The 17,702-nt window shown below is 59.8% G+C and carries 8 protein-coding genes; 5 read left to right on the forward strand and 3 right to left on the reverse strand.

From position 1 onward, the window contains the following. The first annotated feature begins 296 nt into the window (after positions 1-296). Together TBK1r_RS29425 and TBK1r_RS29430 are read left to right on the forward strand one after the other, a co-directional pair. On the forward strand, positions 297-1,847 hold the full coding sequence (locus TBK1r_RS29425) for a tetratricopeptide repeat protein (protein WP_145218660.1): 1,551 nt from the start codon (positions 297-299) through the stop codon (positions 1,845-1,847). Next, positions 1,819-5,085: a CRTAC1 family protein gene (locus TBK1r_RS29430; protein ID WP_145218662.1), complete on the forward strand. Its 3,267-nt coding sequence runs from the start codon at positions 1,819-1,821 to the stop codon at positions 5,083-5,085. Before TBK1r_RS29425 ends, TBK1r_RS29430 begins: the two co-directional genes overlap by 29 nt. Positions 5,086-5,124: 39 nt before the next feature. On the opposite strand, the gene TBK1r_RS29435 is transcribed toward TBK1r_RS29430, so the two are convergent. The 3 genes from TBK1r_RS29435 to uvrA all read right to left on the reverse strand — a co-directional run bounded on the left by TBK1r_RS29435 (position 5,125) and on the right by uvrA (position 14,143). Beyond that, entirely contained in the window at positions 5,125-6,234 is a 1,110-nt protein-coding gene (locus TBK1r_RS29435) for a hypothetical protein (RefSeq protein ID WP_145218664.1), read from the reverse strand. Between the two features lie 81 nt (positions 6,235-6,315). After that, positions 6,316-7,554 carry a methyltransferase domain-containing protein gene (locus TBK1r_RS29440; RefSeq protein ID WP_419580508.1) on the reverse strand — a complete coding sequence of 413 codons (1,239 nt, stop codon included), beginning with the start codon at positions 7,552-7,554 and terminating at the stop codon, positions 6,316-6,318. A 151-nt stretch (positions 7,555-7,705) separates the two neighbouring features. Further along, the gene (gene uvrA, locus TBK1r_RS29445; RefSeq protein WP_145218667.1) at positions 7,706-14,143 is read right to left on the reverse strand and encodes an excinuclease ABC subunit UvrA; all 6,438 of its coding nucleotides are present in this window, start codon (positions 14,141-14,143) and stop codon (positions 7,706-7,708) included. 307 nt (positions 14,144-14,450) lie between these two features. On the opposite strand from uvrA, the gene TBK1r_RS29450 reads away from it, so the two are divergent. The 3 genes from TBK1r_RS29450 to TBK1r_RS29460 all read left to right on the forward strand — a co-directional run bounded on the left by TBK1r_RS29450 (position 14,451) and on the right by TBK1r_RS29460 (position 17,601). Beyond that, the gene (locus TBK1r_RS29450) at positions 14,451-15,716 is read left to right on the forward strand and encodes a M48 family metalloprotease (protein ID WP_145218669.1); all 1,266 of its coding nucleotides are present in this window, start codon (positions 14,451-14,453) and stop codon (positions 15,714-15,716) included. 156 nt (positions 15,717-15,872) lie between these two features. Next, positions 15,873-16,319: a hypothetical protein gene (locus TBK1r_RS29455; RefSeq protein WP_145218671.1), complete on the forward strand. Its 447-nt coding sequence runs from the start codon at positions 15,873-15,875 to the stop codon at positions 16,317-16,319. Between the two features lie 19 nt (positions 16,320-16,338). Continuing rightward, positions 16,339-17,601, forward strand: coding sequence for a leucine-rich repeat domain-containing protein (locus TBK1r_RS29460; RefSeq protein WP_145218673.1), 1,263 nt, complete (start codon positions 16,339-16,341; stop codon positions 17,599-17,601). Positions 17,602-17,702: the final 101 nt, after the last annotated feature.

Here is a 17,702-nt window from a genome sequence, read left to right on the forward strand (position 1 = left end):
GGCGAGGTGGATCCTGGCGATCTGCATCGTTTGCATCATTGTGAGAGACGTCGGTGCAAACAACAACAAGCGTTCCCGCAATGACGACGGATGCTCTTTTTTATCTCGCTCCGGCCAGACCGATCGAGGGTTCGTTGCGACTGGCCGTGATCCCATCTATGCTGGTTTCGAAAGCGAATCTTTTAAGCTGTGGCCGCGTCAGCAAGTTGCCACGGCGAAGGTGCGAAGACCCAGTGGGAAAGACCCCGTGGCAAAGCGGGTGTTTCACGCCGGATGTTTTAACGGGTGCCAAGTGAATGTCGGACAATTCAAATCGGCGAGACGCCGTCGCGGAGGGATCGGTTGGTGGCACCGTGGTGATGCTGATTTGTGTTTGCGTACTCGGCGTGTGCTCACTGTGCGGTTGTGATCGAACGCAGACCGCCGCGGAGGTCACCCCACCCTCGCGATCGCCGCGTGACAGCGTCATTCAGGACGGCATCGATCAGGACAGCGTCGATCAAGACAGCGGATTCAGGTCGTCATCCGGCGGTGACGTCGACGCCCCTGGTCCATCAACGACCGACGTGGCGGATGGACGTGATCGCGGCGCACCCGGTGAACCCGGTGATTCCAACACCCCGCAACCTGCCACCGCGGAACAACTGCGCGAAACCGCGTTGCGCGCCTTGGAGCAGGGGCAAGACGATCTGGCGTTCCAACTGGTGCGTCAAGTCATGCGAATGACGCCCGATCATCCCCAAGCGATCTTTTTACACGCGTTGGTACTCGGCGATCGTCATCGATTCCACGAAGCCATTGAGATATTGGACGATCTGGCCGCTCGCATGCCGGCGACCCGTCTACCGGCAATGGGCCAAACCGCCGAGTGGTTGGTGCTTGCCGGGAACTACGACCAGGCCGAAGCACGCTATCGTACGATCCTCGACGAGATCCCTGACGCGACGATGGTGCACCGTCACCTGGGACAGTTATTGCTGCAGCAGGGCAAACGGATCGAGGCGGCGTCGCACTTTCGCTACCTGGCGCAGCGCGGTGAGGTCAACCAGGACGAGCTTCGGTGCCTGCTGTCGCTGGTCAAGCCGTTGCCGAAGCAAATGGAATCGGGCAGACTGGAGCCGCTGAACCGATTGGCCCAGTCGAGAAACCAAATGGCACTCCAAGATCTCGACGCCGCCTTGGAAATCTTGCAGCCCGAGGAGCACCAAACGTCTCGCGCGGGAGCTGACGCAAACCGCCAAGCCGTCGCCTGGGCGGAAGCCTCGTTGCGGGCGCGGATTCAGGCCTTGAGAAACGAGTGGGACGCGGTCCGACAGTGGGCCGAGTCCGTTCAACCCGATGCGGCCGACGCGGACGGTTGGTTTGCCGCCGGATGTCACGCCGCCCATCAGCAAAACCATGACCAAGCGATTCGATGTTTTTCGCGAACGCTGCTGATCGATTTCACCGACGTCGATGCGTACGACAGGTTCAGCAAGTCGTTGCGCGCGGCGGGGCAAACCACCGTTGCCGATGAAGCCGACAGGCGAGCCAAGTGGATTCGACAGACTCAAGACATCGGTAACCGACTGACAATGAATCAAAGTCGCGATCGAGCTCTCGTGGCAACTTTGGTGACCTTGTTGCAACAGCTGAAACGTCCCGTCGAAGCGTTCGCTTGGCAGAGCATCGATCTCGTCTTCGCGGTCAACGATGCCGCGATCAGCGAAGCAGAGGCGGAAAACGCGTTTTTGGCCATCGGGGAACAACGTGAACGGTTGCTGAGATCCGGCGGGCATCAAATCGCTCCGTCCTTTATTCTGTGTGGTCTCCAAATCGATGCGTTGGAACTCCGCCAAGGTGACTGAGGGCAGCAACGGCATGGACAGCATTGGATTCCTCGCTCGTTGCCGATGGGCGACCCTGTCTCGCCTGACCGACTGCGTTTGTTTGACCCATCGCGTTTGTCTGACCCATCGCGTTTGTCTGACCCATCGCGGTCGCGTGGCTTCTTGGGTGTGCCTGAGCCTGCTTGGTCTGGCTCTGGTCTCGGGGTGCGGATCCGAGCCATCCCCAGCCTCATCCCAATCCCGCCCGCCCGCTGTTTCCGAGGACCACGTCGCTGCCAGCGATCGCGACAGCGGTGATCCTAACAGCGGTGATCCTAACAGCGGTGATCCTAACGGCGGTTCCAACGAGGTCGCCGACGGCGTGGCGGATCGCAAAGGCATCATTGAGCGAGCCGATGCGTTCAAGGCCCAGGCACGCTATCGGGAAGCCTCTGAGTTGTTGAAGACCTTGTTGATTGTCGACCCGGAGGACACCGAGATTCTGTTTCGGATGGCCATGTTGGCGGCCGCCGATGGTGACTTGGCCGCGGGCGTGGAATTGTTAGGTGAGATTCCCGTCGATCATCCGCAAGCCGGCTTGGCCGCGCAGGGACAATCCGCCGATTGGTGTCTGTTGCTGCATCGTTACGACGAGGCGGAGCAGCGATACCGTCGGCTGCTGGACCGGATGCCAAATGCGGTCACCGCCTTGCGTCAACTCGCTTTTTTATACAATCGTCAGGGGCGTCGTCAGGAGGCAGCCGAACTGGTCAGGCGACTGTGCTTGCTAGGCAACGTGATGCAGGACGAACTGCACTCGCTGATCTCGCTGAGCGATGCGATGTACAGCCCGCCGGACGATCAGCGTTCGGCAACGGACCAACCGCAGTTGCCCCCGGGCGGACCGCAGTTGCCCCCGGGCGGTCCGCAGTACGTGCCCATCTCTCCCTACGGCGACGCCCGGCTGGCGTTCCAAGAGCGGCGGTTCGACGACGTCATCGAACTGCTCAGGCCGGCCATCGAACGATCGCAGGCGCCGCCGGCGATGGTGGCATTGTTCGGTCGCGCTGCCGGCGAGCTGCAAAGTGATTCGATGCTCGCCTGGTGGCTGACACAGTTGCCGCCACAAATCACCGAGTACGCCGACTACTGGGCCACGCTCGGGATGATGGAACTGATGGAGCGACGCTACGACTCTGCGATTCGCGTTCTCGGTGAAGCCTTGCAGCGCGACCCGACCGATTTTGCATCGACCAGTCGGATGCGTCAGGCCCTGGGCTCGTTGGGCAAGGAAGACGAAGCCCAGCATTGGTTTGACCATTGGACCCGATTGCGAGCGTCGATCGATGCAAACAATCAAGTCGCCATGCAGCGGCCTCCGGATCCAACGTCAGTTGAATCATTAGCGAACGCGCTGGATGACCTGGATCGACCGTTGGAAGCGATTCTGTGGCGTGCGATCGTCGCTCACGGTGCAGGCGACCGGGAACGTCTGGTGGAGCTGAACGAGCAGCGTGAAGAGCTGCTCGCCGATGGCAAACCGTTTCCCGATCGTCAATCGCGATTACAGGGAACGGACCTTGAGCACTATCCGCTGCCGGACCTGAAGCAGTGGGCGCTGGGCGAAACAAACGAGACCCCGACGGCGGCCGCTGCGATACGCAACGATTCTGTCCCGGCGTCCTTTCGCAATTTGGCCAATGCGATGGGCATGCGGCATACCTACCGTGTCGCGGATCAACCGCAAAGACAGCGCTACGCGATCTACCAGACGCTCGGCGGTGGGGTCGCGGTGTTGGACTACGATCTCGATGGCTGGCCGGACCTGTTTTTTGCACAGGGCGCCGCCGATCCGCCGGGTTTTGAAAGCCGAACGGGCAACCCGTCCGGTGGAACGTCGCTCTATCGAAACGAGGCGACGAGGCTGGTTGAGACATCGGCGCTCGGTAATGCGTTGCACCAAAGCTACACATTGGGTGTCACGGCGGGGGATTGGAACCAGGACGGGCTGCCGGATCTGGCCGCGGCGGGAATCGGCAGGTCGGTGTTGCTGATCAACAACGGCGATGGGACGTTCGCCATCGACCCACTGGAAAAACCGGCGGGTGTTCATCGTGTGCCCGCGTCGATCGCCATCGCCGATCTCAGCGGCGACCACCTTCCCGATCTCGTCGAGATCGGTTACGTCGATGACCCGGACATGACCGTGAAACCGCCTGTGGACTCCGAGGGCAACGTGCTGATCACGGTGGCGCCGAATAACTTTGCCGCCGCTCGTGACTTCCTCTTCACCAATCAAGGAGACGGATCCACCGGCTTTCGCCCGCTGAGCGACCAAGACGATTCTCGAACCGGGCTGGGATTGGTGATCGCTGATTTCGACGGCGAGCCGGGAAACGAAATCTTCATCGGCAACGATTCGCTGCCAAACCGACTCTGGAAGCTGGGGCACCAAAATGATCCCGTGGATCTGGCGTCGATTCTGGGCTGCGGCTATGGATTCAGCGGTGGGGCGACCGGTGCGATGGGAATCGCCGTCGGGGACTTTGACCGAAACCACGAAATCGATTTACACGTCACCAACTATGAAAACGAAAACGCAAATCTTTACTTGATGAAGCATCGATCCTTCCAAGACCGCAACCGCCAATTTAATCTCGGCGAAGCCTCCAAAGAACGCGTCGGATTTGGCACCCAGGCGATCGACTATGACAACGACGGTGACGAAGACTTGGTGGTGACCAATGGGCATCTCGACAACGCCAAAAGCATTCGAGGCGGCCACGCCCAGCCGATGCAATTGTTTGCCAACGTGGGATCTGAATTTCGCTTGATGGACGTCGCTGACCCCTCCGGGTTTTGGAGCGAGCCCCAGTTCGGCCGCGCATTGGCCACGCTCGATTTGAATCGAGATGGACAAATGGACTTTGTCGTCACCCAAGTCGAGCGGTCATCGGCGTTGCTGGTCAACCAGACCGATGCAGGGCAGCATTGGATGCAAGTGGCGCTTGTCGGAACTCGATGTGAGCGGGATGCCATCGGTGCTCGTGTCGAATTACACACGGCGGGTCAGACGACGGTGCGGTGGATGGTTGCAGGCGACGGGTATTTGTGCCGCAACGAGCAGACGCTTCATTTTGGGCTCGGTTCCAACGCAACGGTGGACCGGCTGCGGGTTCAATGGCCCACCGGGCAGGTGCAAACGTTTGAAAACATCCCGGCCGATCGACGCGTGCTCATCGTCGAAGCGGAACCGGAACTGTTCACGTTGCCGTGACCCGTGACGCACGTCGTGACGCGTGAGTGGTCGCGAACCTTACGACGTCTCCAGGTGCCCAAAAACCGATCGGCGGATTTCGGGATCACGGATCTTCCAGATGACCGCATCGATAAAGTAATGGTGCACATTGACGATCATCATCGTTGCCGTTCCTAGGAACAGGAACGGCACCGAGACCGTCGACATCGTCCACCCCAGGATTTGCGTCCATTCAAACACCACGAATCCGATCATCACCAAGGCGGCGTAGTAGATCAGCATGTGCAACTTCATTCGTCGCGTGTTCCCGCGCGCGTTCATTTCCACCCGCGCGGGAAACATCAGGTATTGCACCGCGTGGAAGATTTGAAGCAGGAAGAAGGACTGCGGATAAATATCCACCATCACATACCAGCTGAACGTCGCAACCCAGGGCAGCCACACCGTCGCCGGCACGGCACGTCCTTGTTCGACCGACATCAGACGAAATCCCCACAAACCCAACAAGAAACAGACCAAGACGACGACGCGACAGATCTGCATCAAGGATTCCATCAAGAATTCACCGGCACGCTGTTGCGGAAACCATGACGTCAGCAAGCCCATCGACTCGACGCCCCAGGTGACGTGATACACAAAGAGCGCATAGAATCCACAACGGATCAATCGCCGATCCCTTGCCGTCATCTTGAATCCGGCCAAGTGAGCGAAACAGGCGGTCGCGCCCCAGGACTGGCCGACGTAGTGCCAGCCCAGCAGCACAGGCGCCAGCCAACCCAGCACGATCATTCCGGTGGGCCGTCTGCCCTGCATTTGCTCCACACTCGATGAGCCTTCCTGAAGACTCCAGACCGCGATGTAAACCAAGAAGGCGAGGGCCAACAGGGGCGCACCGATCGTGACCATCGGGTGCAGCCGAAAATTCTTGCGTCGCGAATACAGCACGCGATACGACGCCATGAAGTGTGGCCCATTGATCAAGAGATCGCTAAACAGATAAGCGTTCACCGCGATCAACATGTTGTCCATGCCGCTGGAACTGATCGATCCATAGGCGATCACGACCAGGGCGATCACCAACGATAGCCCCCCGCCACAGATCGCATCGATCCTCGGACTGATCAACGCTTTGGCGGGAGCGGCGGCTGAATTCGCTTTTTGCAACACGACAAAAGAACCTGGTGCACTCTCCGCACGGGCGAATTCGAATTAATTTCGTTCCTCGAACATCGATCCGAATAGTCTACATCAACCGGGCGCGGTCGGCCACGGAGCATTGGGGCGTTCCGTCAATGCCGCGAACTGTCTGCGGGAGCCTTTTCCGATCCACAGTGTGACCGGTCGCTCGCCGCACTGGCGGTAACGTTTTTCGAGCACGTTGGGATTCTGGGACACGCCCCTGGTCTTCACCCGCCAGGGATAACAATTCATCGATCGCAACGTCTTGCGCAGCTTGCGGTCGTCACAGGCCCCCGACCAGATCACGGGTTCACAGATCGCCAGATCACTCTCGATCGCGGTGTCTCCGGTCAGAAAGCCGCTGGGACCGCCGATCATGTCGTAGCCGTATTGTCCGGCAAACGATTCGGTCAGTCCGGCCGCTCGAATCGCGGCGTCGGGGTCGGCCAGATACTCCATCGGCTTCTCAACTCGGCGGCCAGTCTGGCTGTCTCCATCGCCGGTGTAGGTCGTCGCGGTGCCATCGGTGCGAACCAGCACGGCGGTGCGTGAAGCTTCGATCAGCGGGTGGCCGAAACACGCGGCGGCCCGGTCGATCGCCTGCCCCGTCAACAACGTTTGCTCGCGGACACTGCCGCCGAGCGAAATCCATAGCCGATGCCGTTCCGGGCGATCTTCGATCACCGCGGCGGGCGCCAGTTTCACGATCCCGGCGGCGCAGCGGTCCAGGATGTGTTCGACGACGTCCCACGACGGCGAGTAGTCTTCCGGACGCACCTTGCGGCCACTGTCGTCGCGTCGATCGGGGTCCAAATGAATCGTCGCGTCGGCGGCGATGGACACCGCCGCGACGTCATCCTGGCGAACCGCAACCTGTGATTGAGCGGGCTGAACATTCATCCGTAGATTCTCCGTGGCCATCGCGACCATCATCGGATCACTATCGACCGCGGTGACTTGCACCTCGGCCGAGCCGATGTGCTTGGCGATCGCCATCGTATCGGCACCCAGACCACAGCAACCGTCGAGAACCGAACTGGAATTCATCCACCGCGCTTTCAACTCGGCGACCGGAGCGGGCGTTGCTTGACTGAGCGAGCGTTCGGTGCACCACCAGATCCCCTCTCCGAGTTTTGCACGAGCTTTGGATTGCAGATTCAATGACACGAGCACGACGGCGGCCAGATCCTCGCCGACCAGCGAGCGAATCTTGGCAGCCAAGGCGGTGTCCCAAGTTCCATGCGCCGACGCGATCCGCAGTGCGTCCTCGCAGCGTTCCAAATCGTCGGCGGTAATCGAAGAAGTCATCGTAAGGCAGGGATCGGTGGGGAGAATCATTCAGACCGGCACGTGGGCCATTGCCGCACGCGGCCAAACCAGCACGTGGCGTCAGCCAGTGGCGCGCGAGTGGCAGTGGTTTCGCCACGCGCCGCTCGCTAACGCTTCCCGCTGGTGTGCGTCACGACGTCAGCGTTCGCTTGAGGAACCGTCGCAGCGCCGGTTTGGTGGCTTGGCCGAGCCGATTGATCGCCAGCGTGGTTTCCTGTTCGTCGCTGGAGACGGTGATTTTTGCATCGCCGAGATCGTCGGCTTCGGCCGGATCGAGTGGCTCATTGGCCACGATCTTGACCGCATCGAGGTCGCGCGTGCGAATCGACAGTTTGACGTCACCGTCGGCACCGACCACGTCGACTCGGTTGGCAGCCGACATCCTCAAACAATCTTCACCGCCGATCTTTTCGATTTGATCGAACAAACGGTCGGGCAGTTTGATCGGCCAGTCGGGCGTTGCGTTGTCGTCGAACCCCTTGGGCATCGAATGCCATTTCCGCCCCAGCGTTTTCCAGATCGTATTGGCGTCGTGTTTCTTCTTCTTGCGTTTCGGTGTCGCCTTTTTCGCTTGCCCGTTCGACTTGGCTGCCGTTTTCGATCCTCGAGAACGGGTCTCTGGGCGACTGGCTGCGTCGATTCGCAACCGTCCGGAACCGGACTCGGCGACGGATTCGGCAGTCGGTTTCGACTTTTTCGCCGACGGCTGGAGCGCCTCGGCGACGAAGGGCGCCGTGACGGAAACCGGTTCGCCGTTTGACCGTTCGGCCGTCGCGGCCAATTGTTCGGGTGTGCCTTCGAAGACGATCTTGCCGCCGTCGACGCCGGCACCAGGCCCCATGTCGATCACCCAATCGGCGCATTTGACAACGTCCAGGTTGTGCTCGATGACGACACAGGTGTTGCCCAAGTCGACCAGACGCTGGATCACGTCCAGCAGTTTCGCGATGTCGTCAAAGTGCAAGCCGGTCGTCGGTTCGTCCAGCAGGTACAACGTTTTGCCGGTGCCCGGACGGGCGAGTTCCGACGCCAGTTTGACCCGTTGGGCTTCACCGCCGGACAGCGTCGGAGCGGATTGGCCCAGCGTGACATAATCCAATCCGACGTCACACAGGGTTTGCAACACGCGGGTGATGCGGGGTTCGGAGGCGAACAGCTCCACCGCCTCGCCACAGGACATCGCCAACACGTCCGAAATCGACTTGCCGTGATACTTCACCTGCAACACGTCTTCGTTGTACCGCCGCGATCCGCATTCCTCGCACGGCACCCAAACGTCCGGCAGGAAATGCATCTCGATTTTACGTTGGCCACTGCCCTCGCATGTCTCGCAGCGTCCGCCGGGGACGTTAAAGCTGAACGTTCGCGCGGTGTACTTTCGCTCGGCCGCTTCGGGGATCAACGCGAACAGGTTTCGAATCGTATCAAACACGCCGGTGTACGTTGCCGGATTGCTGCTGGGCGTGTTGCCCAGCGGTGATTGATCGACACGAATCACTTTATCGACGTGGCGGAGGCCTTCGATTTTTTCGTGACGTCCGGGTTTCATCCTTAGCCGATGCAAACGCTTGCCCAGGATCGGGTACAGGGTGCCTTCGATCAACGTGCTCTTGCCACTGCCGCTGGGCCCGGTCACGACCGTCAACACGCCCATCGGCAATTTCAGATCGACGTGATCCAGGTTGTTTTCCGACGCGCCGATCAGGGTCAGGTAATCGACCAGCGGCTTGCCACCGTCGGTCATCACCGGGCGTCGTACCGACGGCAACGGGATGTGTTTGGTGCCGTTGATGTATCCGGCCGTCACGCTTCGTTCGACCGGCGACAATTTTGTCGGTGGGCCTTCGGCCACGATTCGGCCGCCATGCCGACCGGCGCGTGGCCCGAAATCGCACAGGTAGTCGCTGCCGGCGATCACGTCGCGATCGTGTTCGACCACCAACAGCGTGTTGCCCAAGTCTCTCAATCGATGCAGCGCCGAAAGTAGACGCAAGTTGTCACGGGGGTGCAGCCCGATCGTGGGTTCATCCAACACGTACAGCACCCCGCACAATCCGCTGCCGAGTTGGGCGGCCAATCGAATCCGCTGCGCCTCGCCGCCGGACAGCGTCGCCGCACCGCGATGCAGCGTCAAATAGTTCAGTCCCACGTCCAACAGGAAACGCACTCGCGATTGGATTTCACGCACCAATTCGCCGGCGATCTTTTTCTCCCGGCGATCGAGTTTCCAATCGGTGACGACGCCATCCAAACGATCCAGCGGCATGTGAACCAGATCAGCCATCGTCCAACCGCGAAACTGACAGGCGGCCGCTTCTTCACGCAATCGCGATCCGTCGCAGGCACTGCAATTGATGTCGTCGACGAACTGTTCCAGCTTGCCGCGCAATCCCGGTGTCAAACGCGACGCTTCCTCTAGCGCCGGATAAAAGCCTTTGAATCGAAAGCGGAACAACTTGGCGGTGGACGTTGAATTCGGTTTCGCATCGCTTTGCCGGACTTCGATCCAGCGATCGCCCAGCCCGTGAAACAGCAATCGGCGGTGTGTGGCGGTCAACTCGTCGAACGGCAGATCGATCGGGATGCCGGTCTGCCGCGACAGCGCCCGCAACAACCACAACGAGACCTCGTGATCGACACTCGGCCACAACAGTGCGGCACCGTCGGCGAGCGTTTTGCGCGGCGAATCGATCAGGGCGGCTGGGTTGGTTCCGGTTTGCTTGCCCAGTCCTTCGCACTGCGGACACCAGCCGACGGAGCTGTTGAACGAAAAGTGGTGTGGTGTCAGTGTGGGAAAGGATCTGCCGCATTCACCGCAGACGAGATGCTGGCTGTGCGTGATCGTTTCCCAGTATTGTTCGTCGCGATCCGGGTTGGCGATCGCGACCTGGATCACGCCGATCCCCAACGATAGCCCTTGTTCGACGCTGTCGCTGATCCGCGAGCGCTCCTCGTCGTTGACCGCGATCCGGTCCACGACGACTTGAACGGTTTGTCGTTTCCGCGGGTCGAGTGCCGGTGCTTCGTCGAGCGAGACCGTTTTTCCATCGATTCGAATCCGCTGGAAGCCTTGGCTACGCAGCGATTGCCAGGTGTCCTTGGACGCTTCTCCGGCCACTACTTCGATCGGCGAGAGCAACAAGGCTCGCGTCCCTTCGGGCATCGACAACACTTTCTCCGCGATTTGCTCGGGAGTCTGCGTGCCGACTTCGACGCCGCAATCCGGACAGTGTCGTGTCCCCAGCCGCGCCATCAAGATTCGCAGGAAGTCATAAATCTCGGTGACCGTGCCGACGGTACTGCGCGGCGAATGCCCGAGGTTTTTTTGTTCCAGCGCGACCGCCGGTGATAACCCTTCGATCCGTTCGACCTTGGGTTTTTGCACCTGGCCGATGAACTGTCTTGCGTAGGACGAAAGCGATTCGACGTAGCGACGTTGGCCTTCGGCGTAGATCGTGTCCATCGCCATCGAGCTTTTGCCGCTGCCGCTGGGGCCACAGAACACGGTCATGGCGTCACGGGGAATTTCCGCGGAGACCGATTTCAGGTTGTGTTCCGAAGCCGCCTGGACCACCAAGTGGGTTTTGGCCTTTTCCGGCGGCGGTGCCAACGCAGCCGACGCTCTCGTGGCGGTCGCGTGGTGCTTGGCCGGCTTGCGACGTTTAATGCCCATCACCTTGGCCAATGCCGCGCCGGTGTAGCTGTCCATGTTTTTGGCGATGTCGATCGGTCGCCCGGCGGCCACAATTTTTCCACCGCCGGCGCCGCCTTCGGGACCCAGGTCGAGCACGTAGTCGGCCGTTTTGATGACGTCCATGTTGTGTTCGACAATCACCACGGTGTTGCCGCGATCGGCCAAGCCGTGAATCACGCGGAGCAACAATTCGATGTCGGCAAAGTGCAATCCGGTCGTCGGTTCGTCCAGCACATACAGCGTCTTGCCGGTTTCTCGTTTACTCAGCTCGCGAGAGAGTTTGATCCGTTGGGCTTCGCCGCCCGAAAGCGTCGGGGAGGGTTGGCCGAGTTTCAAATACTCCAGACCGACGTCGACCAGCGTTTGCAGTTTTTCGGCAACTTTGGGAACGTTCTGAAACAGCTCGAGCGCCTGGGCGATGTCCATTTCCAGCACGTCGGCGATCGACGCGCCTTTGAATTGGACCGAAAGCGTTTCGCGGTTGTATCGTTTGCCGCCGCAAACGGGGCACGTCACCCAGATGTCGGCCAGGAAATCCATTTCCAGCTTTGACGCGCCGTTGCCGTCACAGGCGGCGCAGCGTCCGCCATCGACGTTAAAGCTGAATCGACTGGCGGTGTAGCCACGCGTTTTCGCTTCGGTCAGTTTGGCGAACAGGTTGCGGATTTCGTCAAAGACTTTGACGTACGTCGCCGGGTTGCTGCGTGGCGTTCGCCCGATGGGTGATTGATCGATCGCGATCGTCTTGTCCAAAAATTCCAGACCGCTGATTGAATCGTGGTCACCGGGTTCGCATTCGGCACCGTTGAGTTCACGCCGCAGGGCGGGTTCCAAGATGCCGCCGATCAACGAACTCTTTCCGCTGCCGGAGACACCGGTCACGCACGTCACGGTTCCCAGCGGAATCGTCGCATCGACGTTTCGCAAGTTGTGAAACCGGGCGCCGTGAATCGTCAGTTGGGCTTCGCTGTCGATCGGCCGTGGCGTTTCTGGGATCGCGATCTGACGATCGCCGGAAAGAAACTGGCCGGTGACACTGCGCTTGTTCGCCCCCAATTCGTCCGCCCCGCCGATCCCGACGATTTCTCCGCCGCGAACTCCCGGGCCGGGACCAAAGTCGACGATCCGATCGGCCGCCCGCATCGTGTCTTCATCATGCTCGACGACGATCAACGTGTTGCCGGCATCGCGGAGCCGCACCAGCGTTTCGATCAATCGGTCGTTGTCTCGGGCGTGCAAGCCGATCGACGGTTCGTCCAAGATGTACAGCACGCCGACCAGCCCGCTGCCGATCTGGCCGGCCAAACGAATGCGTTGTGATTCGCCACCGGAAAGCGTCGGTGCGGTTCGGCCCAATGTCAGATAATCCAGACCGACGCCGAGCAAGAAGCCCAGTCGCGTGCGGATCTCTTTCAACGCTTCGGCCGCGATCTTGGCGTCGGTTTCTCCCAAGCTGATCTCGGCGAAAAACTGACTCAACTGATCGATCGACAAGTCGCACAAATCAGGCAGCGAGAGCGCGTGATTGTCTTCGAACGCGTCCGACGTCGTCGTGATCGTCGCCGCACTGGCCTGGCGATTCAGCCGACGGCCTTGGCAATCGACGCAATCGATCGTGTTCATGAACTTCTCAAGATGCCGCAACTGCATCTTGTTCTTGGTCGTGCGATAGCGATCAAGCAGCTCAGGAATAAACCCGTCGAACGACCCGGTGTACTTGCGACTCTTTCGGCCGCCGCGCCACGTCAATTGATACGTCGAGTCGCTGCCCCACAACCACATCTTCTGGGCTTCGGCGGGCAGGTCCCGCCAACGTGTTTCCAGCATCGAACCCGGCTCGAGTTCGAGCAGCTTGTCCATCGCGGTCGCGAAGCCCTTGTAGATGTGCCGACGATAACGACCGATGTCGCCCCATTGGCCCAGCAACGTGATCGCTCCCTTGCGAATCGACTTGGATTCGTCGGGAATGATCAACTCCGGAACAAACGTGTACAGATGCCCGAGCCCGTCACAGGCTTCGCACATCCCTTGCGGACTGTTGAACGAAAACAGTTGCGGCGTCGGCGGGCGAAAACTTTCACCGCACGAGCCGCACGAGTAACGCGAAGAAAACAGGATGTCTTCTTTGGCCGGTCGCGCCGAATCGCTGTTGGGCTCCGACAGCGACACGATCACCGACGCATCGCCGAGTTTCAGCGCCAGATCGACCGCTTCGTTGATGCGTCCGCGGTCGCGATCATCGATGCCCACGCGATCGACCACCACTTCGACATCGTGGCGACGGGCCCGATCCAGTGGCGGAGGATCTGACAGGCGAATCGTTTCGTTGTCCACGCGGGCGCGTGTGAACCCTTGTTTACGCAAATCTTCGAACAGGTCTTTGAATTCGCCCTTGTGCCCGCGGACCAGCGGCGCCAGAACCCAGATGGTCTCTTCGGGGTCCAGATCCAAGATCCGCGACGTGATTGCGTCGGACGGTTGGGCGGCGATCGGGACGTGGCAATTGGGGCAGTTGGGCGTCGCGACACGGGCGAACAGGACGCGCAAGAAGTCGTAGATCTCGGTGATCGTGCCGACGGTGCTGCGGGGATTGTTGCCGGTCGATTTTTGAGCGATCGAAATCGAGGGGCTCAGGCCGCTGACCAGATCGACATCGGGCTTGGGCATCTGCCCCATGAATTGCCGGGCGTAATTGGAGAGCGACTCGACGTACCGGCGCTGGCCCTCGGCATACAGCGTGTCGAAGGCCAGAGACGACTTTCCACTGCCCGAGACACCGGAAAAACAAACCAGTTCACCACGCGGCAGGGTCAGATTGACGTCACAGAGGTTGTGCTCGCGGGCACCCTTGACCTTGATTTCGGTCGTCGACATTCGGGGCAATTCGTGGTCAGTAGAAGACGGCATTCCTTTCCCCCGTAGTCTAGCGGGCACGGCAATCTGGCGAAATGAGAGGTTTTTGCGGGTTCCGGCGGAATCGACCGGCAAAAATGGACTCCAGGTGAGTTGAAATCGGGGCAGTTCGTAGAAACACAGGTCGCGCCGGAGAGCGACGCAACAATACTGATGGCCCGAACCGTGGAATCGATTTCCAGTCCGTCGCCTTTGAATTGACAGTCTGGAAGCTTCTCCCGCTCTTCTTTCTGCCGTTGCACCCCCCGGCTTGTCGACGATTTTTCCGATGCAACTCTATTACTTCCTGGCCGTCATTCTCTCGCTCAGCTTGGGCTCGCTGCCGGAATCGAACCAGCCCTTCGGTCATGCAGTCGGATTCAGCGGGCTGGTGATCGTCGCGTGGTGGGGGCTGTGTTATCTGGCGGTCCGGATGGTCGCCGGGCTGATCGACAAGGGGGAAGTCGAGGCGACGGTGGGCTACGATTGGTTTGATCGTCAAACCGAGTGTTTTCGCTGGTTCTCGCTGGGGCTGATCCTGCTTTGCCTGGGCGGATTCGGGCTGGGCCGGAACTTGGACCGGTTGCCGCTGACTCAACACTCCTTGGCGCTGCAGTCGATCGTTTTGTTGTTTCCCGCGATCGCAATGATGGCCGGATTGTGGGCCGGGGAGTCGCTTTTTGCGGCGCGCATGGGCGTGGCGCGACGGGGGTGGTGGGCGACGTTGACGTCCACGTTTTCGGCCCTGCGATGCAGCGTCGGTTGGCTCGTCGCACCGATCATCGGCTTTCTGGCGATCATCGATCTGATCTCATTGACGGCGGTCGGGGACCAGATCCCGAACTGGGCGGCGTGGATTGCGTTGGTCGCCGTGATGGTCGCCGGCATCCCGATCTTGGTACGGCGAGTGTTTCCGACCCGTCAGATCGATGCTGACACCAAGCAATGGATCCAATCGGTCGTCACCTCCGGCGGCATCCGACGCTGCAAAATCGTGATGTGGGACACCAATCACCAAACCCACAACGCGATGATCGCCGGCCTCTTCGGGCGTTTTCGCGTGTTGCTACTGAGTGATCGATTGGTGCGAGACCTGACACGAGAGGAGTTGGCGATGGTGATTCTGCACGAAGTGGCCCATGCCAAACGGTTTCACGTGCCGCTGCGAATTCTGGCCCTGGTCCCCGCTTGGTTGCTCGGGGCGGGGCTCGAACGGGGGCTGATGCATGATTCCATGCCGGTCGGGGCGGCGGACTGGGCAGCGGACTGGGCGGGCACGCTGGGCAGCGTGCTCAGTCTGGTGGCGACCGTGTTGATTCTGCGTTTGGTCAGTTATCGCAGTGAATTTGACGCCGACACGGTGGCCTGTTGGTTGGCGCCGGCCGTTTCTCGCTCGTGCGAGCGGGTGCCCACGACCGAGCCGGAGGCACGTCGCCAACTCGCGTCGGCGCTGCTGCGAGTGACCGAAGGTTGCGCGGCGGCGCGCAGGCCGACGTGGCTGCATCCCGGCATCGCCGATCGGATCAACGCCTTTTCCCCACCCCAAGTGGCCTAAGCATCCAGCTTGCGGCTCCTGAATTTCACCGAATTTTTGCCTTCTGATCGCACTCCGTATTGGTTTTCTGCAGAAAATTTGCCTATGTTGAATCGTTCACGGCCGGGCAACCGGTCTGTCCCATTGTCGATTCTAACCCCAAAATTGAGTCCAGACATGAAACGATTTTTAGCCTCCGCGGCCGCCGTTTTGCTCGTCGCGACCGCTACCACGTTGACCGCCGACGTTGACCTGAAAGACATCCAATGCGTGGTGGCAAAGAAAGCTGCTGACGCCAGCAAGTCAGCCGACTACAAAGACGCCAAGGTGTATTTCTGCTGCAACGGTTGCGCCGGCAAGTTCGCCAAGGATACCGAGAAGTATGCCGTCAAAGCCAATCATCAATTGGTCGCAACGAAGCAGTACGTCCAAAAGAGCTGCCCGTTCAGTGGCGGTAAATTGAACGAGTCGACGGCGATCAAATTGGCTGGCACCGAAGTCGCGTTTTGCTGCAACAATTGCAAAGGCAAAGCGGAAGGCGCCGAAGATGACGAAGCCAAGTTGAAGCTGATCTACAACGACAAGGCCTTCAAGAAAGGCTTCGAGCTGGCGAAGAAAGAATAGTCGCTCGTTTTAGAATCTGATGCGCTATCGCCTTGTCGTCCACCTCGACCCGTTGACGGCGATCGCAGTTTTTAACGCGGCGTTGCTGTTGATCGGCATCGCCGCGTTTTTGTTTTACCTGGTCCTGCGCCGTAGCAGGCCACTGGCGGACTGGGCCAGAACGCATCGCAGATCCTTTCAGGTTGCCGGTGCTGTTTATCTTGCGTCGATTCTGATCACCGCGTGTTTTCAAACCGGTTGGTATCGTCACGGGATCGGTCTGTTTGTCGCCGGACTTTCCGGGCTGATCTGGAGCCTGTTCGTTGCCGCCCTCGCGGCCCAGCGCACGATCCGTTTGCAGACGTTACTGTGGCTGACGCTCTGTCTGTCGCTGGTCTTTGCAGGCTGGACGACCGGCGTCAATCGGTCCCGCAGTCGGGCCCGCATGATTCGCGCGATTGAATTGGCCGGCGGCAACGTCATCGTCGATCGATTGGGGAAACACGCCGCCGAAGTTCAGTTGCCCAAGTGGTCCTTCGCATTGTTTGACACGTCTTGGGATCGCGTCAGGCATGCGACGATTCCGATCGAAGCGTTCACGCCGAGCGCCGTCCGATCATGGTGCCTGGACGAAGTCTCAGAGATCTATCTGTTGGACGCGAAGAACCAACGAGCGGCCGTTGATGCCGATGCGATCGCCGCGCTCGATCGAAGCGGCCAGTTGAACGATTTTGCAGTCTACGGTGGAACCATCGACCAGCGTGGGCTTCAGTTGCTGGCGAAGTTCTCCGCCATCGAGTCGCTGGCGTTTGATTGCGATCACTCCCCATTGGACGACGAAATCAAACAGTTCAAAAATCTGGAATACCTTTATCTGACCAACCCCACGGTCGATGACGTCTTCATCGAGCAAATCGATGCGTTGCCAAAGCTCTATCACCTCGGTCTGACCGATCCGGTTTTTGCGTCCGCCTTTGTGACTTCAGCTACACCGTCGGTAGATATTGTTTTTGTCTCAGGCGGCAAGATCGAGACGGGCGCGCTGTCCGCGCTGGGACGGTTCCGGGGGTCACTGGGATTGTCTGGCTGCTGGTTGAGCTTGTCGCGGAATGAGCCCCCGGACATGCCCGAAACGAGCGGGATCGGTTTCTATCAATGCAATCTCACCGATGAGATGTTGATGCAGTTCTCCGCGCTGCCCAAACTCAAGTGGCTGTCCATCAAAAAGGGAAACGTGACGCGACCAGGACAAGAAGCCTTTCATGCGTTGCAGCCGGACGTGGCGATGGATTTTGTCTGGTAAAAATCTTTCCGCCGATCTTTGGTGGCAAAGCTTGCGAATGATTTCGGCGCGAGAAGGACGGCATCATCTTGCAGTCATTGGGGCGACGTCTTCACGCCACC

Source organism: Stieleria magnilauensis (genome assembly GCA_007753675.1).
Taxonomy (GTDB): domain Bacteria; phylum Planctomycetota; class Planctomycetia; order Pirellulales; family Pirellulaceae; genus Stieleria; species Stieleria magnilauensis.

Bases quoted from the DNA above. Each gene is read 5' to 3' on its own strand.
- TBK1r_RS29425 (WP_145218660.1), top strand. From the start codon at position 297: ATGTCGGACAATTCAAATCGGCGAGACGCCGTCGCGGAGGGATCGGTT.
- TBK1r_RS29440 (WP_419580508.1), bottom strand. From the start codon at position 7,554: ATGACTTCTTCGATTACCGCCGACGATTTGGAACGCTGCGAGGACGCA.
- uvrA (WP_145218667.1), bottom strand. From the start codon at position 14,143: ATGTCGACGACCGAAATCAAGGTCAAGGGTGCCCGCGAGCACAACCTC.
- TBK1r_RS29450 (WP_145218669.1), top strand. From the start codon at position 14,451: ATGCAACTCTATTACTTCCTGGCCGTCATTCTCTCGCTCAGCTTGGGC.
- TBK1r_RS29455 (WP_145218671.1), top strand. From the start codon at position 15,873: ATGAAACGATTTTTAGCCTCCGCGGCCGCCGTTTTGCTCGTCGCGACC.
- TBK1r_RS29430 (WP_145218662.1), top strand. From the start codon at position 1,819: ATGCGTTGGAACTCCGCCAAGGTGACTGAGGGCAGCAACGGCATGGAC.
- TBK1r_RS29460 (WP_145218673.1), top strand. From the start codon at position 16,339: ATGCGCTATCGCCTTGTCGTCCACCTCGACCCGTTGACGGCGATCGCA.